General features: G+C 68.5%; 11 protein-coding genes. 9 read left to right on the forward strand and 2 right to left on the reverse strand.

What is annotated here, in order from left to right:
* The 3 genes from tcmP to ACWD6R_RS36635 form a co-directional block, all read left to right on the forward strand.
* Positions 1 to 1175 (forward strand): three-Cys-motif partner protein TcmP (gene tcmP / locus ACWD6R_RS36625; protein WP_451822701.1); only part of this gene is annotated, 1175 nt, incomplete at its 5' end.
* Positions 1176 to 1912: 737 nt separating this feature from the next.
* Complete coding sequence (locus tag ACWD6R_RS36630; RefSeq protein WP_451822702.1) at positions 1913 to 2713, forward strand: hypothetical protein; 801 nt, start codon at positions 1913 to 1915, stop codon at positions 2711 to 2713.
* Positions 2714 to 2875: 162 nt separating this feature from the next.
* Positions 2876 to 3088: a hypothetical protein gene (locus tag ACWD6R_RS36635; RefSeq protein WP_451822703.1), complete on the forward strand. Its 213-nt coding sequence runs from the start codon at positions 2876 to 2878 to the stop codon at positions 3086 to 3088.
* Positions 3089 to 3541: 453 nt separating this feature from the next.
* Here the strand turns inward: ACWD6R_RS36635 and ACWD6R_RS36640 are convergent, their stop codons facing one another.
* Complete coding sequence (locus ACWD6R_RS36640) at positions 3542 to 4198, reverse strand: hypothetical protein (protein WP_451822704.1); 657 nt, start codon at positions 4196 to 4198, stop codon at positions 3542 to 3544.
* Positions 4199 to 4807: 609 nt separating this feature from the next.
* Here ACWD6R_RS36640 and ACWD6R_RS36645 point away from each other — a divergent pair.
* The 5 genes from ACWD6R_RS36645 (at position 4808) to ACWD6R_RS36665 (ending at position 10893) form a co-directional block, all read left to right on the forward strand.
* Entirely contained in the window at positions 4808 to 5959 is a 1152-nt protein-coding gene (locus ACWD6R_RS36645; RefSeq protein WP_451822705.1) for an ISAs1 family transposase, read from the forward strand.
* 492 nt (positions 5960 to 6451) lie between these two features.
* On the forward strand, positions 6452 to 8086 hold the full coding sequence (locus tag ACWD6R_RS36650; RefSeq protein ID WP_451822711.1) for a Mu transposase C-terminal domain-containing protein: 1635 nt from the start codon (positions 6452 to 6454) through the stop codon (positions 8084 to 8086).
* Positions 8083 to 8847: an AAA family ATPase gene (locus tag ACWD6R_RS36655; RefSeq protein ID WP_451822706.1), complete on the forward strand. Its 765-nt coding sequence runs from the start codon at positions 8083 to 8085 to the stop codon at positions 8845 to 8847. The genes ACWD6R_RS36650 and ACWD6R_RS36655 overlap by 4 nt, the downstream gene beginning before the upstream one ends.
* Entirely contained in the window at positions 8847 to 9734 is an 888-nt protein-coding gene (locus ACWD6R_RS36660; protein ID WP_451822707.1) for an AAA family ATPase, read from the forward strand. The genes ACWD6R_RS36655 and ACWD6R_RS36660 overlap by 1 nt, the downstream gene beginning before the upstream one ends.
* Positions 9735 to 9774: 40 nt before the next feature.
* Positions 9775 to 10893 (forward strand): hypothetical protein, encoded by a 1119-nt coding sequence (locus tag ACWD6R_RS36665; RefSeq protein ID WP_451822708.1) that lies wholly within the window; start codon positions 9775 to 9777, stop codon positions 10891 to 10893.
* A gap of 173 nt (positions 10894 to 11066) precedes the next feature.
* Here the strand turns inward: ACWD6R_RS36665 and ACWD6R_RS36670 are convergent, their stop codons facing one another.
* Complete coding sequence (locus tag ACWD6R_RS36670) at positions 11067 to 13625, reverse strand: Helicase associated domain protein (protein WP_451822709.1); 2559 nt, start codon at positions 13623 to 13625, stop codon at positions 11067 to 11069.
* A 466-nt stretch (positions 13626 to 14091) separates the two neighbouring features.
* On the opposite strand from ACWD6R_RS36670, the gene ACWD6R_RS36675 reads away from it, so the two are divergent.
* Positions 14092 to 14541, forward strand: coding sequence for a hypothetical protein (locus ACWD6R_RS36675; RefSeq protein ID WP_451822710.1), 450 nt, complete (start codon positions 14092 to 14094; stop codon positions 14539 to 14541).
* The last annotated feature ends 570 nt before the right edge of the window (positions 14542 to 15111 follow it).

Consider the following 15111-nt stretch of genomic DNA (forward strand, 5'->3'; position numbering starts at 1 on the left):
CCACCCCACGCCCGAATCCGCAACCCAGCCCCGACACGGCCTGCACACCCCCGAAACGATCAACCCGAAATCAAGCCGGTGGATCCGGGCTGAGCCGGTACGTCGTCCCCTTCGCCAGCAAGGTCGGCGCCTACGCACCCGGCGGCCGCGTCGTCTACCTGGACAGCTACGCCGGCCCCGGCCGCTACGAAGACGGAACCCCCGGCTCACCAGCCCTCATCCTCGAAGCCGCTCAGCGCGTCGCCGGCTTCCGCCAGCTCGACTGCTACTTCATCGAGCGCGGCCGCAAGAGCTACCGATCCCTCTCCCAACTAGTCGCCGAAGCCCAGAGCCAAGGGCTGACTGCCCAAGCCCTCCACGGCCGGGCCGAGAAGCACCTCGGATCCGTCCTCGAACGCGCCGCAGGATCCCCGCTTTTCGCCTTCCTCGACCCCTTCGGCCTGGGACTGGGCTTCGACGCACTGACCCAGGACATCTTCGGCTCACGCGCACAGCAGGGACTCACCGGGCGTCACGCCACCGAAGTGCTGCTGAACTTCAACGCCAACGCCGTACGCAGGATCGGTGGCCTGCTGACCAGTCCCAAACAGAACCTACGCAAACCGGCAACGCTGTACGCCATGGACGCTGCCTGCGGCGGCGACTGGTGGCGCGGGGAATTCCTCGATTCAGCTGACAACCAGGAAGCCGTGGAGCGCATCACCAACGGCTTCGTGGACCGCGTGAGCCACGAGATCGGATCCGGAGCCTGGACCATCGAGGTCCGAAACCGAGCACACCACCAAGTCGCCTACAACCTAGTGCTCTTCACCCGGCATAACGACGGCATGTGGCTCTTCGGAGAAGCCGCTAGCCTCGCCCAGGTCGAATGGCGCCGTGCCCAGCTTCCTCCTGCAGAGAATGGCACGCTCTGGAATCTGGGCGACGCCTTTGATGAGGAAGAAGCCTCTCTAGCACAGGGATGGGTTCATACGATCCGCAGAAACATTACGGATCTGCTCGAAACGAAGGGCGACTTCCTCGTCGATAACCACCAAGAGCAACTTATGGCCGGAGTTGCCGGTGAGGCACGTGAAAGGCACATCAGAGCAGCAGTGAAAGAGCTGCACAAGGAAGGAAAGACCCGGTGCAACGGAGTGGGCACAGTCCGCAGGCTTCGGGTTACCAAGCCCTAAGTCGAGCGACAGCCGTAGCGACCGCAGAGACAGAGAGGAAGCGCGGGACAGCTTCGGCGCCGCGGTGAGCGCCGTTCTCCCGCTTTGGGCCCCCTCGGTCGTCCAGGGCGGAGATCGGCGCTCAGCGGCCCGCTGGAGGCGATTACCGCCCGGCGGGTCGTGGTGGTGGAGGTCCTGGGGCGGCCCTTCCGTCGGGACGGGACCTGGCGGGGTGTCCGGTGGCGTTTCGCCGACTACGGTCCGGGAAGTACCACCGAGGGCTCCGGGGCCGGCCGGTGGTCGCCCGGGGCGGGCGTTCCGTCACCGGTGCCACACGCCAGCCGCCCACCCCAGGCCCCGGCAGGTTCCTACGCCCACCGCGGATTGGGTAGGAGTTCCTGGCGGCCGAGCAGCTCGATGGCCCTCGCGGCGGGCGCTGTTCGGACGCCCCGCGCCAGGCGAAGCGGACATAACGGGCGCGACGGCGGGAAGGGTGAAGTGGTCGGCAAAGTTCGCTGTCGCGCCGGAGGCCCGGGGCGGGGCGTGCAGGCTCCGACGCCGACACGTCCTGAATCCCAATGTAGTTAGTCATCCCAGTTGAACTTTCACCTGGGACTCTCACTTTGCCCTTACACATGGTCATCACACATGGCTCTGACAAGACCCGCTGGCACGTCCATGATCATAAGCTAGCTCGGCGGCCTCAACGGCGCTGAATCGTTTGGGTGTTGGCCGCCCGCATAGCTACGGTTCAGGGCATGAAGACGACAGCGAACGCCGGGCAGGACATGCAGAAGAACGCGGCATCCGGACGGGATACCCGAGCGGCGATTCTGACCCGCGCGATCCGGGCCAACGTGCCGCTGCGCAAGACCTTCGTCCAGGCGAACAAGGGGGCCGACAGCCGACCGGGCCCCTTGAAGGACTTCGTGACCGGCAGGGACCTGCGTGGCCTCCGGGCCTACCTGATGATCGTGGCCGCGTGCAGCAACGGGGACAAGGGCTGGACGACCGAGCACGACAGCGCGGTATGGGCACGGCTGATGGACATCGACAAGACCGCAAACTCTCAGTCCGCGCGAACGGGAGCCTGGCGGGCCCTGTGCCGACTGGCGGATCGCAAGCTGATCGAGTGCAGCCGCAGCGGAACCATGATCAAGGTGACGCTGCTGCGCGAGGACGGCACCGGGAAGGCCTACGACCGGCCCAAGGGCGACACCGAGGAGAACCGGTTCCTGCAGATCCCGACTACGTTCTGGACACATGGCCGCGACGAGAAACTGAGCCTGCCCGGCCTGGCCCTGTTCCTCGTGGTCGCCCGCGAGAAGCACTGGGCGACCTTCCCCGCGGAATGGGCACCCCAGTGGTACGGCTGGTCCCCCGACACCCACGAACGCGGCCTGAAGCAACTCGTCGAGCTCGAGTTCATCCAGACACGAGCCTTCAAGAAGAAGGTTCCGCTCGCACCCCTCGGCTTCACCATCGCCCACCAGTACCAGCGCGCCCTCATCACCCGGCCGCGTAAGCCGCAGAAGCCCGCCGCGCCCACCGCCGGATGACCTGGTTCTGCTCCGGCCTGCTCCCACCGTGACTGCCGCGCTCCAAGCTCACCGAACCCAAAGGGACGAAGCGCTACCTGCTCCGCCCGTCATCTACTTCAGGGGGAACCCATGGCCGCCACCACTCCGAACTCGCCCCAGCCTCACGTTGCTCCCGCACCGATGCCCGACACGCCGATCGTTCCCGGCCGGGCGGAGTGGGTGTTGCCAGTGATCGTGATCGGGGCGGTGGTCGTGCTGATGGCGTGCGCCTTCGGCGCCTTCCTCGTCCATGCGTACCCGGCACTCAAGGAGCCGCTCACGATGGCCCTGAGCATTGCCACGCTGGCCGGGCTGCTCGTCGCCACGGTGGTTCTGCTGCACCGCAGGCGATGAGCGCAGGTGCCTGGCGCAGGTGGCTGACCGATGTGAAGGCCGGCCCCGGCGGTGACAGCGGCCTTGTCACAGCTCCGGTCACAAGCAGGCACCCCCCGCTGGCGGGCATGCCTGCGGGGCGCGGACCGGCGGTGGGTTGCGCCGACGGTTGGCTGAACCGGGTGCTAGACGGGCGTTTCCGGCGGCGCTCCGGGGGGTGCACCGGGAGTGTGAACCCCTCGATCCGCCGGCTACCCGTTCGTTGGTCAGGCCCAGTGGGCAAGCCGGGCAAGCGCGCCGAGACCTCTTTCCCCGGAGCGGGAAAGAGGTCTCACCCTTCCCGGCGGCGGGCGGACCGGCGGGCGCGGCCACGTTCTTCTTCACCGTCGCCGCGGCCTGGCGCTCCGGACGACCCCAAGGCGCACGCGTGTCGCACACACGAGGCGAGCTTCATCCTGTGTAGCAGCCGTGCGGCTACTCCGCGGCCTCGTCGTCGCTGGGCGGCGGCGGGAAAAGCTTGTTGAACTGGCGGGCCGTCACCGCCATCGCGAGAACAGCAGCCGGACCAGCCACGCCAGCTTTCTGTACGAGGTCGTTCACCGCCTCGCTCTGCACCATCCCCTGCATCAGAAGCATGAAGACCAAGGCCCCGACGAAGTACAGCGCCAGCTTGAGCTGAGCCTCCCGAGACAACCCGGCGCCCTGCGTCATGGCGAACGTGACGCCCTGGTCGACCAGTTCCTCCAGATCGCCGTCCACGTCATCCGGTAGCTCGGAGTTCAGGTCCAGGGACGATGCCATCTCCGCGACGCGGGCCAGCGTGTCCGTCATGCCCGCGTAAGCGCTGTCGCTCAAGTGCAGGCCCTGCACGGATTCGATCAGATGGTCCGCCCACGAGGTATCCATTACGGGAATGCTGACCTCGGACAGCACCCGGGAGAAGTTCAGGACGGCCGGCTGGATCACGTTGGTGATCCCTGCCGATAGCTGGCTGTTCATGGAAACCAGTGCGGGTTGCAGCCGGCCGATCGCGGCGGCGAGGGCTTCAGTCTGCTCGGGTGTGATCTCAGCGATGCGCTGGGCGAGTTCGGGGCTGATCTCGAACTCGCCGCCTGTGGGTGCGGTGGTCATGGAGGGAGCTTGGCACAGGCCTCTGACGATCCCCGAACCCGCGGAGTCACCTTGAAAGGGCCCGGGGCGGGCGTTCGGTATCCGGCGCTACACGCCGGCTGCCCGCTCCCCGCACGTGCGGGGATGGTCCCTCCTTCAGCTCCGGAAGAGAACTGAGGTCAAGGTGCTCCCCGCGCCCTGCGGGGGTGGTGTTCATCCGGCGAGTGCGGTCCCGGTGGCGGCGATCAGGTCGTCCGCCGTGGTGAGCGCCCGCTGCCGCGTTTCCTGGAGCGTGGCCGTGCTGTTGACCCGCCCGCATGTCGTACGCGGCCTGTACGGCGCGCTGCTGCGTCGGCCAGCTCGGGCAGCAGGAGGCGGACTCGAAGGAGTGGACCGGTCACCGCGGACCGGGCTGGCCGACGGGGACTGGAGCGCGGCTCGTGCGGAGAGCCACGGGACGCGGATTTCCTCCCGCGCAGCCATCGCCCAGGGCGATTGCAAAGTCGTGGTGATCTCTCGGATGTGCAGGTCACGGCGGTATGACGATGCTGGTCGGGTGCGCGACCACACGCAACGAAGCTCCGTTGTGGAGGTGACCTTCCCAAGTCGCCGTCCCGCAACGGAGCTTCGATGTGCCGTCAGTCTGCCACCGTCTGCCTGGTCAAGTCGCCCACCCGTCAGCACCGTGCGCTCGGCCCGCTGGCCGAGCGGCTGCGGGCACTGGCCGATCCGCGGTGCCGGCGCGGGAAGCGTCACCCTTTCGTGGCGGTGCTGCTGATCGCCTGCTCTGCCGTGGTGACCGGGGCGAGGAGTTTCGTGGCGATCGGCGAGTGGGCGGCCGAGGCACCGCAGGATGTCCTGGCCCGGCTCGGCGCCCGCACCGCGACCGCCCTGTCCGTACGGATTCCGCCCAGCGGCGCGACCCTCCGCCGGGTCATCAAGGACACCTGCCCCGGCGGCCTGGCCGATCTCCTGGGCCACGACCCGTCCGGCAGCGACACCCTTGCCCTGGACGGCAAGAGCGCCCGCGGCTCGCGCCACGGCACCACCCCGGCCGCCCACCTGCTGGCCGCGATGACCGGCACCGGGATGACCGTCACCCAGCTCAGGGTCCCGGAGAAGACGAACGAGATCACGTGCTTCGCCGCCCTTCTGGACCCGTTCGACCTGCGTGGAGTCACCGTGACCGGCGATGCTCTGCACACCCAGCGCGACCACGCCCGCTTCCTCGTCGAGACCAAGAAGGCGCACTACGCCTTCACGGTGAAGCGGAACCAGAAGAACCTCTACGAACAGCTGCGAACCCTGCCCTGGGGCGAGGCGACGGCGAAGTTCTACGACCGCACCACCGGCCACGGCCGTAAAGAGACACGCGTGGTGCAGGCCCTGACCGTCACCGACCTCGGCGTCGACTTCCCGCACGCCGCCCAGGTCGCCAGGGTCGTACGCCACCGCACCGACACCAAGACCGGCAAGCAGAGCCGCGAGACCGTCTACGTGATCACCGACCTGACCAGCCGACAGGCGTCCCCCGAACGGATCGCAACGATCTTGAGGGCGCACTGGGTGATCGAGAACAGGCTCCACTTCGTCCGGGACACCGCCTTCCGCGAGGACGCCTCCAAGATCCGCACCGGACACGGCCCGGAGAACATGGCCACCCTCCGCAGCTTCGCCATCAACCAACTCCGCACCGCCGGCCACACCAACATCGCCGCCGGACTCCGCACGACAACCCTCCGCCCCTACGAACGCCCCCTGGACCTCATTGGCCTCAACTGACCTGCAGCGATCCGGGATCAGACGACTTTGCAATCGCCCTGAGCCATCGCCCGCCGGTGATCCGCCAACGCGGCAGATAAAGCCACCACCGAAGGAATTCTAGTGACCGTGTTTCCTGTTGCGTATTCGAGGCGGCACCTGCGAATCTGAGTGGGAATGTCACTGGTGTGAATGTGATGTCACCGGACAGGTCTGTGGTGGCTGGTCTGGGGTGATGGGGTCGGTGGTGTCATCGGGGTGGTGTGGTTGTGGTGTCTTCGTGGTGACGACTGGCTGTCGGTGTGGTGCAGATTCCTGAGCGGCGCGGGAGTGTAGCGCTTGGAGGATGTGTGGATGCCGGAGTTGTGTGAAGTTCCGTGTTCTGTTCGGTAGTTGGCGGATCGTTTCCCTTCTGGATGTTGTGTGTGCAGGGGGCGCGGTATGGCCGGGGTGGAGCGGTTTGACAGCAGCGATGCATCCTCTCCAGTGTCTTTCGTGGTGGGGGAGCGGGGGCTGGGGCGTGATCAGGCGCTTACGCGGTTACTGGCGCTGGACGGGCGCGGGGATTTGACCACGGTGCATGTGCGGCTGGTCGCCGTGTCGGTGGGGGTGTCTGTGCGGACGGTGTGGCGGTGGCTGGACGCTGCTCGCCAGGGGCGTCTGGAGCCGGTCCAACGGCCCCGGTTCCGTATCGATGAGGGGCTGCATGGGCGGCTTGCGGCGTGGTGCGGGAACGCGGCCGCGCTGCACCGGGAGTTGGTGGCCGAGGCCGCCGCGGCCCGCGCCAAGGGAGAGAACGCACCTGAGGTGCCTTCGCTGGCGACGCTGCACCGGGCGATCCGCCTGGACCTGAACGCGGGGCAGCGTGCGGCTCTTGTCGGTGGTGAGCGGGCCAGGCGGCGTCATGATGTGCATCTTCGGCGCCCGAGGCTGTGGCGTAATGCCTGCTGGGAGGGCGATCACAAGCATGTCCCGGTCGAGGTGCTGCTGGACGGCGAGTTGGTGTTCCCGTGGGTGACGTGGTTCATCGACTGCGCCACCGGCGCGGTTCCGGGCGCGGCGATCACGCCGCACCAGCCATCGAGGGACGCGATCCTGGCCGCTTTGCGGATCGCGTTGTCCCGTGACGAAGAGCCGACGGGGCCGTACGGGCCCATCGGTGGTCTGCCGTCTTTGGTGCGGATCGACCGCGGTGCCGACTTCCTCTCGCGTACGGTCACCGGAGCCCTGGGCCATTTCGCGGTGCCGGTCCAGGATCTCCCGCCCTACCGGCCGGACTTGAAGGGGACGGTGGAGAACCTGAACAGGTGCGCCGAGCAGATGTTCTTCGTCTCGCTGCCCCGCTACACCCACGCCCCGTCCGCCGCGCTGCGCCCCGGTGCCCGTAGTCCTTTCATCGACGACGCGGATCCGCTGCCGTTCGCCGAGTTCGTCCGCCTGCTGCTGGAGTGGACCACGTGGTGGAACACCGAGCACGCTTCGCAGGCTCTCGATGGGCGTACGCCGCTTGAGGCGTGGCGGGCCGATCCCACACCGGTCGAGGACGTGGACCCAGGTCTGCTGTACCGGTACACGCTCGCTGACGATGGCCGGACCCGCACGCTCACCACCAGCGTGGTGCGGTGGAACAACCGGTATTACGTGGGGGAGTGGATGCACGGCGGCGCGGATGTGGGCACGAAGGTCCACATCCGCTACATCCCGCACCACGACCACGAGATCGAGGTGTTCGACGCGGTCAGTGGCAAGCACCTGGGCCCGGCGCATCTGGCGGACGCGGCTACGCCGGAGCAGAGGCGGGCCCACCGCCGCCGCAAGGAGGCCGAGAAGCGGCGCCTGGCCCGCGCGCTGGCTGCCGCTTCCCGGCACACCCGGACCAAGTACGCGGCGGTCACGGAAGCCAGGCAGCCCGAGCAGTTGGGCACGCTGACCGCGGCCGAAGCCGCCGACGAGGCGGCCAGGACCCGGCTTGGCGATGCGGCCGAGTGGGCGCTGCCCGATCTGATCCCGCCTGCGCCGCCCCCGGATCACTGGCGCACTCCGGCCTCGCTGCGCACGCGGCAGCGCCCCCAGGGCCCGTCCGCCGCGCCTGACGGTGCCGGCTCTCTGGACACGCCCGGTGAAGAAGAAGGAGACGGGAACCGATGACCGGCATGCTGCCCCCGGCCGAGGGGGACCAGTACCTGTCGCTGCCGGGCGCGCACATCGTGTCCACCGCTGCCCTGGTCCGCGCCCGCCAGAACCTGGCCGACACGATCGAGGCACGGGCCATGATGTGCGTCTACGGGGATGCCGGGTTCGGCAAGACGCTCGCGGTCAATACGTGCCTGCGGGAGCTGGAGCCGGGCGAGGAGGTACGGCGCATCACCTTCCGCGCACGCCCGACGGCCCGTGCGGTGAGACACGAGATCTTCGCCGCGCTCGGCCTGAAGGGCGACGCCCCGGGCGCTCCCTCCGAGTTCGACCGGCTCCTCAAGGACGCGCTCGCCACGAAACCGCGCACGCTGGTCGTGGACGAGGCACAGTGGCTCAACTCCGAGGTGTTCGAGTACTTCCGCTACCTGTGGGACGACTACGGCACCCAACTGGCGCTGGTATTCGTCGGCGGCCAGGGCTGCTACACGGTGCTGCGCAAGGAACCGATGCTCGCCTCCCGGATCTTCATCTGGCAGCGCTTCAAGCCCCTGACCCGCGAGGAGGTACTGGAGGTGATCCCGTTGTTCCACCCGGTGTGGGAGAACGCGAAAGAAGACGACATCGCCTTCGCCGACGAACACGCCGCGCACGGCAACTTCCGCAACTGGGCCTGGCTGACCGCTCAGGTCAGGATCGGATGCAAACGGCTGAAGCGCGAGCAAGTGGACACCAAGGTGCTGCGGTGGGCCTTCAGCCGCCTGGGAGAGAACTGATGAGCCGCACCACCGGCGCGTCCTCGCGCGCCTCACAGGCACCGGCCCGTTCTGCACCGGCCCGCACCCCCAAGGCCCGCCCGTCCGCCGTCCCCACGCCGGCTGTCCGGCGCCGCCCGTCGTATCCGCCACGGCACCACCTGTCCCTGCCCGGCGCGGCCACCGTATCCGTGCCCGTACTCGAGCACCTGGCCCGTGGCCTGGAGCAGACGATGAATCAGCAGGCGATCATGTGCCTGTACGGGGACGCCGGATGCGGCAAGACCTTCGCTCTCGACACCGTGCTGGCCTCCGGCGCTGTGCCCGCCCGCCGTGCACGTCTGGTCCGTCTCATGCCGCGCCCCGCCCCCACCCCGGCGGCCCTGCGCGCCCACCTCGCCGACGCGCTGAACCTCACCGGCGTACGGACCGAGGACCCCGGGGCCTTCGATACAGCTATGCGCAACGTGCTGGCCGGACGTGAGCATCTGCTGGTGGTGGACGAGGCCCAACGGCTGGATGCCGCGTGCTTCGAGTACCTGCGCTACCTCTTCGATGCCCCAGACACCCGCCTGGCGATCGTTCTGGCCGCCGGCGAGCGGGGCCTTGCGGTGCTGCGCCGCCAGAAGATGCTGGCCTCCCGCACCGCGGTGTGGCTGAAGGTCCCCGCGCTCACCCCAGAAGAGGTGCGCTGGGTTATCCCGCGCTTCCATCGGCTGTGGCAGACAAGCGACCCGCTGGCCGTCTCGATGCTGGATACGCGTCTGTGCCACGGCAACTTCCGCCGCTGGGCGGCGGCCACCCACCACACGCTGCGCCTGCTGCGCCCCTCGGGCGGCCGTGCGGACCACCCGGTGCTCGAGGACCTGCTGCGGGCCCGTCTCCTGCCGCACCAGGACACCCGGTGACCGCGATCGCCGCACCACTAGCCGTGCCGGTGACGCTGACATGAGCAGAAAGGTCGTCTTCCCGTCCGCTGTGCCCGTCACCGTGCTCCTGGACCCCGCCGACGATGCCGCCGTCACCCGCGCCGCCCTGGCCGCGCACTGCCTGCCCGCCGGCCGTATCACCGTCCATCCCACCCCCGCCATGAATCACCAGGCGCTCGGCTTCGACATCCTCTCCGCCCTCGGCAAACCGGCCGAGCTGCCGGGGGACTGGGGCAAAGCGGGCCCGCCCGTCTGGAACACCGCCGCAGCATGGCTTCTGGCGCTGCCCCACCCACGGCTCCTTGTGCTGCGCGCCCACCTGCTGGACGCCGAGTGCTGGTCGAGCCTGCTCACCCTGCGCGAGCGCACCGGCGTACACCTGGTCGCCGTCTGCCACACCCGGCGCCCGCCGGCCGTGATGCGCACCGCGCTGCAGCGAGTCGAGCACCACACGGTGTCCACCGAGGCCCCGACGGGGGACCTACTGGCCAAGGCCCCCACGACCGCGCCGCTACGCCCCGGGACCGAGGGCCGCTGGATCACCGCTCCGGCCCTGGCCTACCTCGATTTTCCCCAGGAATTTCCCGCCTGCGACTGCACCCCGTCCCCAGCCGCCCGCCCCTACGTCCCCGAACGCGCCTACGCCCTCGACCAGGTCGGCCGCCGCCTGGCCGCCCGCACCGCCTCCCCTCAACTCGCCGCCGCCCTGGCCACAGCCATCTTCACCGGCGCCCCTACCTCCCAGCTGCGCACCATCCACTACCGCCACCTCGATCAGGACGCCACCACCCTCACCCTCCACGACCGCTATGGCACACGCCGCCACGGCTTCGCATCAGGCTGCGGCACCTACACCGTCCCGTCCTGGGCCAGGCCCTTCCTGCTGGCTGCGGCGAACCTGCTCCATCTGTCCCCACGCGGCGACGGCTTCCTCCTCAACCCGCCCCGCGCCCTGACGGACTTCGCCGAACACTGCCGCCTGCGCCCGCCGCAGCCCGCCCAGCCCTGGTCAAAGCGGCCAAAGCGGCGCACCAAACGCAAGGCGTCCGCCCCGTCCGAGGTGCAGTGGTACGACGGCTATCTGCGCCCCAGCTTTGAGTCCGTCAGCTACCAGCAGTGGCTGCGCTCAGCCGGATGACGACCGCCGCCCGGACACCAGCCGCAGCACCACGGGCCGTTTAACGCTGACCGAAAGGCGACCGGGCGGCGTGTCGCCGCCCGCCTGGCCACCCCCGGATCGGCTCGGCTGTCCCCTCAACAGCGGGGCCGGGCAGGAACGCCCTGCCCGGCCCGCTGCCTGTCCGCACGCCATCACGTCCACCGCATCCCGACCCGGGACAGCTGCTCCACCCGCTCCGGGGTCAGCGTTGCCGCCCGCGAGCGCTGGTTGCCGACCCAGGCACCCAGCCGGAGGTCCCGCTGCTCCTGGTCCTCACCGTCGACCGCGCCCACAGTGATCGTCTCGACGTGCTTGCGCGGCACTCGAAGGTGCCCCTCGCGCTCGAAGTACCGTCGGGCGGCGGCGAGGTGCAGCGCCCACTTCTGCGCCTGGTTCGTGCGGGGCTTGGGCTTCTCGTCCTTGCTGGCGGGCTGGATGCCGAGGACTTGTTCGCACATCCACTGCTGCACGCCGGTGAGGTTGTCCCAGCCGAGGCGCTGCGCGCGGACCCACCGGCCGAGGTCTTCACCTTGGTGCATGACGACGCCGGGTTCGGTGGGTAGTTCGCTGCCGATCTCTTCGAGGTGGAGGCGGGTGAGGTGGAAGGCGCGTTGCCATTCGACCGGCCAGGTGGGGCACCAGGACGGGTCGATCTCCTCCAGCTGCTCGCGCCGCTCCGGCGACATCGCCCCGGCCGACGACTGAACCGGCAGCCCCTCGGCACGCCGCTGCTCGATCTCCGCCGCCCGCCGGGCGGCGGCCCGTGCGTTCTTCAGCCAGATGCCGACCTTGTAGCCCTGGTGGGCGGCGTCCAGCGGCGCGAGGAGGTGGCCGTTCTCGGAGGCCCACCCACGCGCTGCCGACAGACCTTCCTCCCAGGCGACGTCGAAATGGCTCCACACCATGCCGAGCTTCTCCAGCTGAGCCACGCGGTCTTCGTTCATGTTGCCGCGGGCGTAGAAGCGGCGGGCGTCGGCGGTCCACTGCCCAAGCGGGAAGTTCGCGAGCGAGGCCGGCCACCCCACCCCTTCGGCCTCCTCCCTTTCCGGTACGCGGTATGTGAACGGCACCTTCAAGTCGCCGTGCTCGCGGGCGAAGATGACCGCGGCCTCCACCCCGCGCCGCCAGTGCTCGTGCTCCGGGTTGAGGACGCGCAAGTTGATGAACGCGGCGAGCGCCGCGGGGTCGCGCGGGGTGGAGAACTTCAGCAGCGCCTTCGCCGGCGCGGACACGCCCCCACCATCCCCGGCACCCTCACCCCGCTCGCCCTTCTCACGCTCGTGGACGGGCTTGTAGCGGCTCGGTGCCTGCTGCTCCGCGAGGGTCTCCACGATCCGGGCATCGTGCGCCCGCAGCGCCTCCAAGAGCTTGGCCAAGCCGCCGAACGCCCGGCTGGTCAGCATGTTGTCGGCCGTCTCCCCGGGTCCGAGCAGGATCGGCACGACCAGGCTGGCCATCTTGCCCTCGCCCGGCTGCATCCGCAGCGCCCGCCCCACCGCCTGGACCAGGTCGGGCATCGAGCCGCGCACATCCGCCCAGTAGACGGAGTCGCAGTTCTTCGTGTCGACGCCTTCCCCGAGGACCTTCACGGACCCCAGGTAGCCCTTCTCCACGACCGTGCCGTCCGTGGCGATCCCGTCAGCGAACTCACCCAGCACGCGGCGACGGTGGAGCGGCTTGTGCTCACCGCACAGCCAGTCCGCCCAGATCGTGGCCGGGTACAGCTCAGGGTCGCTGTCGTGCAGCTGCGCCGCGACGTCAGGGAGGCCGGCCGCGAACGCTTCGGCCTCCTTCACGACATGGTGGAAGACGAGCGTGCGCCGGAAACCTTCCTCAGCCGACGCCTTCACCAGCGCGGTCTGCAGAGCGGCGAGCCGCGCCCCGCGGACCTCGTCCGACCGGCCCTCCGCGCCCAGGAGCTGCGCGGCCTGGAACTGCGTGTCGGTCACGTCCACGCATACGACCTGGTAGGGGGCACAGATTCCCCTGTCGATCGCCTCCGAGAGCGTCAACGTGAACGCCCTGCTGCCGAAGGGCCCGTCCGGGTCGTCTTCCATGCTCGCGACCAGCTCGCCGGGTGCGCCGGCCTCGTCCTCGTCCCCGAGCTGCCACAGCCGGGGCGTGGCCGTCATGTAGAGACGGCGCAGGGAAGGGATCTTCTGGTTGTCGTGGACGACCGCCCACGGCTTCCCGATCCGGCCCGAAGTCCGGTGCGCCTCATCGACCACGATCAGGTCCCAGGCGGAAAGGCCGGCGGCGTGCGCCCGCTCCAGCGTGCCGAGCCCGAGGGACGCGTACGTGGCGTAGACGGTGACCTTGTCCAGGCCCCTCGTCCACTCCACCAGCTCGTCCACGTCCGTGGTGTTGGGGAAGACCGCTTCCTCACCCCGTAGTGAGGACACCCCGATCATCGGCCCCCTGCGGCCCCCCTCGCGCCACGCGGCCTCGGTCTGGGCGAGCAGGTCCAAGCTCGGCACGAGCACCAGCACACGGCCCGCGTGGAGCTCCTCCGCGCTGCGGACCGCCACTCGGGTTTTCCCGGACCCGGTCGCCATGATCACCTGCGTCCGGAGTCCCCTCTCGGGCACAAGTGATCTTGCAGGCAATTCGAGGGCACGGAGGACCGCGTCAATTGCTTCACGCTGGGCGGCTTCACGCTGATCAACGCGGCTTGTAGTTGACATGTCCGTCTGTCTTCTCCTGGATTCCATCCGGTCGATTCGAGCGGCGGCAAACGAGAAACCTGCACGTAGATGATCCACAAGGGCTACGGTTGGGCTGACGCGGTTGACTGGTTCCTCTGTATAAGAGGAGCAGACAAGGCCGCGCGATAGATTTCGATATAAGCCTCCGGATCCGGTCCGGAGGCGTGCGCTCTGAGTCCAGAGTCTATCCCTCTCTAAAAATGAAGCACAAGAAGCCTAAATCTTTTCTGACGTGGCGCGAACCCGCCAAACCCGACCTTATCGGGGTCTTCGAACTTGAGCAGTGAGTCGGTCCGAGGCAGCTGGCTTGCTGTTACGTTGCCGCTAAGGGTGGTGGGTAGAATGCTCGAGCCCTGCTCACGGATTGACCGACATCACGAATTCAAGTTCAAGAGAGGGCAACCCATTGAACTTCTCGGTGCCACCTTCTACTGTCATCGCTTGATGGCACGTCAACACTTGGGGGTAATGCATGAGTGTGATGAAGCGGATCAGAACAGTAGCAGTGACGGGGGTGTTGGCATTCGCCGCGGCACTGGGCGCCGCACCCGCTGCCCACGCTGGGGGCTGCACCGCCAAAATCGTCTGTGGCGTCGTGTACAACAAGCTGGACAGTTCGTACACCGTGAAGATCGGTGACTTCGGGGGAGGCACATCCAAGTGCGACGCTTGGAACGATTCCGTGGGTGCGTATAACTGCACCCACTGGTGGTTGCCCGGGGGCAAGAGCAGCAAAGACATCCGCGGCACGCTTTCGGACACCGATGGCTTCATGGTGGAATCGTCCTACTGGGTCTCCTTCCACGGCGGATCCCCCACGAAGGTGTCCGGTTTCGTCTGGACGAAGATCAACAATACGGAATACGCGACATGTGATGAGCGTTCTAGCTACGGGGCGTTCTGCACGGTCTCGTGGCTCTGAAGCGTCCTGGCGAGCCGATCATCTGCTAGGTCGATCAAAGAGGCAGGGCCTCCAAAGCCATGAAACGGCCCCACACCCCTTGCTGTGCAAGGGGTGTGGGGCCGGGGGGAGCGCAGCGAAGGGAAGGCCGGCCACATAGTGGCCGAACGCCCCCGCACAGCACGGGCGTTCACACTCCGTCAACCCGCCTCCGCGAAGCGGAGGCTGTCCCTGCCCAACACACAGCGGCCGCACCCCGCACAGCACGGGCGCTCGCCCTGCGGTTGGTGCCCGAGCGGAGCCGGGCACCTGGCGGTGGGCGAAGCCCACCGCCTCGCTTGCACAAGGCGCAGCCTTGTGGTACTGGCTGGAGCGCAGCGGAGGCCACCGGCCGGCAGGCCGGCAACGCGGGCCGCTTGCGCTGCGGTTGGGCCCCGGAGCGAAGCAGAGGGGCCAGCCCGGCTTGCCGGGTGCGCTCCCGCTCCGCTCACGCGGATAGACACCGGCGTCGACGTTCTTGACGACCGAGGTCAGGATCGTGTCCTTGTACTTCGCCAGCGCCGGGTCCAGGGCCTGGTCGGAGTCGACACC

The sequence above is a fragment of the Streptomyces sp. NPDC005151 genome, assembly GCF_053599875.1.

What these genes read in the sequence shown, in the direction of transcription:
- ACWD6R_RS36675 (WP_451822710.1), top strand. Translation starts at nt 14,092, where the DNA reads ATGAGTGTGATGAAGCGGATCAGAACAGTAGCAGTGACGGGGGTGTTG.
- ACWD6R_RS36665 (WP_451822708.1), top strand. Translation starts at nt 9,775, where the DNA reads ATGAGCAGAAAGGTCGTCTTCCCGTCCGCTGTGCCCGTCACCGTGCTC.
- ACWD6R_RS36655 (WP_451822706.1), top strand. Translation starts at nt 8,083, where the DNA reads ATGACCGGCATGCTGCCCCCGGCCGAGGGGGACCAGTACCTGTCGCTG.
- ACWD6R_RS36645 (WP_451822705.1), top strand. Translation starts at nt 4,808, where the DNA reads ATGTGCCGTCAGTCTGCCACCGTCTGCCTGGTCAAGTCGCCCACCCGT.
- ACWD6R_RS36660 (WP_451822707.1), top strand. Translation starts at nt 8,847, where the DNA reads ATGAGCCGCACCACCGGCGCGTCCTCGCGCGCCTCACAGGCACCGGCC.
- ACWD6R_RS36635 (WP_451822703.1), top strand. Translation starts at nt 2,876, where the DNA reads ATGCCCGACACGCCGATCGTTCCCGGCCGGGCGGAGTGGGTGTTGCCA.
- ACWD6R_RS36630 (WP_451822702.1), top strand. Translation starts at nt 1,913, where the DNA reads ATGAAGACGACAGCGAACGCCGGGCAGGACATGCAGAAGAACGCGGCA.
- ACWD6R_RS36670 (WP_451822709.1), bottom strand. Translation starts at nt 13,625, where the DNA reads ATGGAATCCAGGAGAAGACAGACGGACATGTCAACTACAAGCCGCGTT.
- ACWD6R_RS36640 (WP_451822704.1), bottom strand. Translation starts at nt 4,198, where the DNA reads ATGACCACCGCACCCACAGGCGGCGAGTTCGAGATCAGCCCCGAACTC.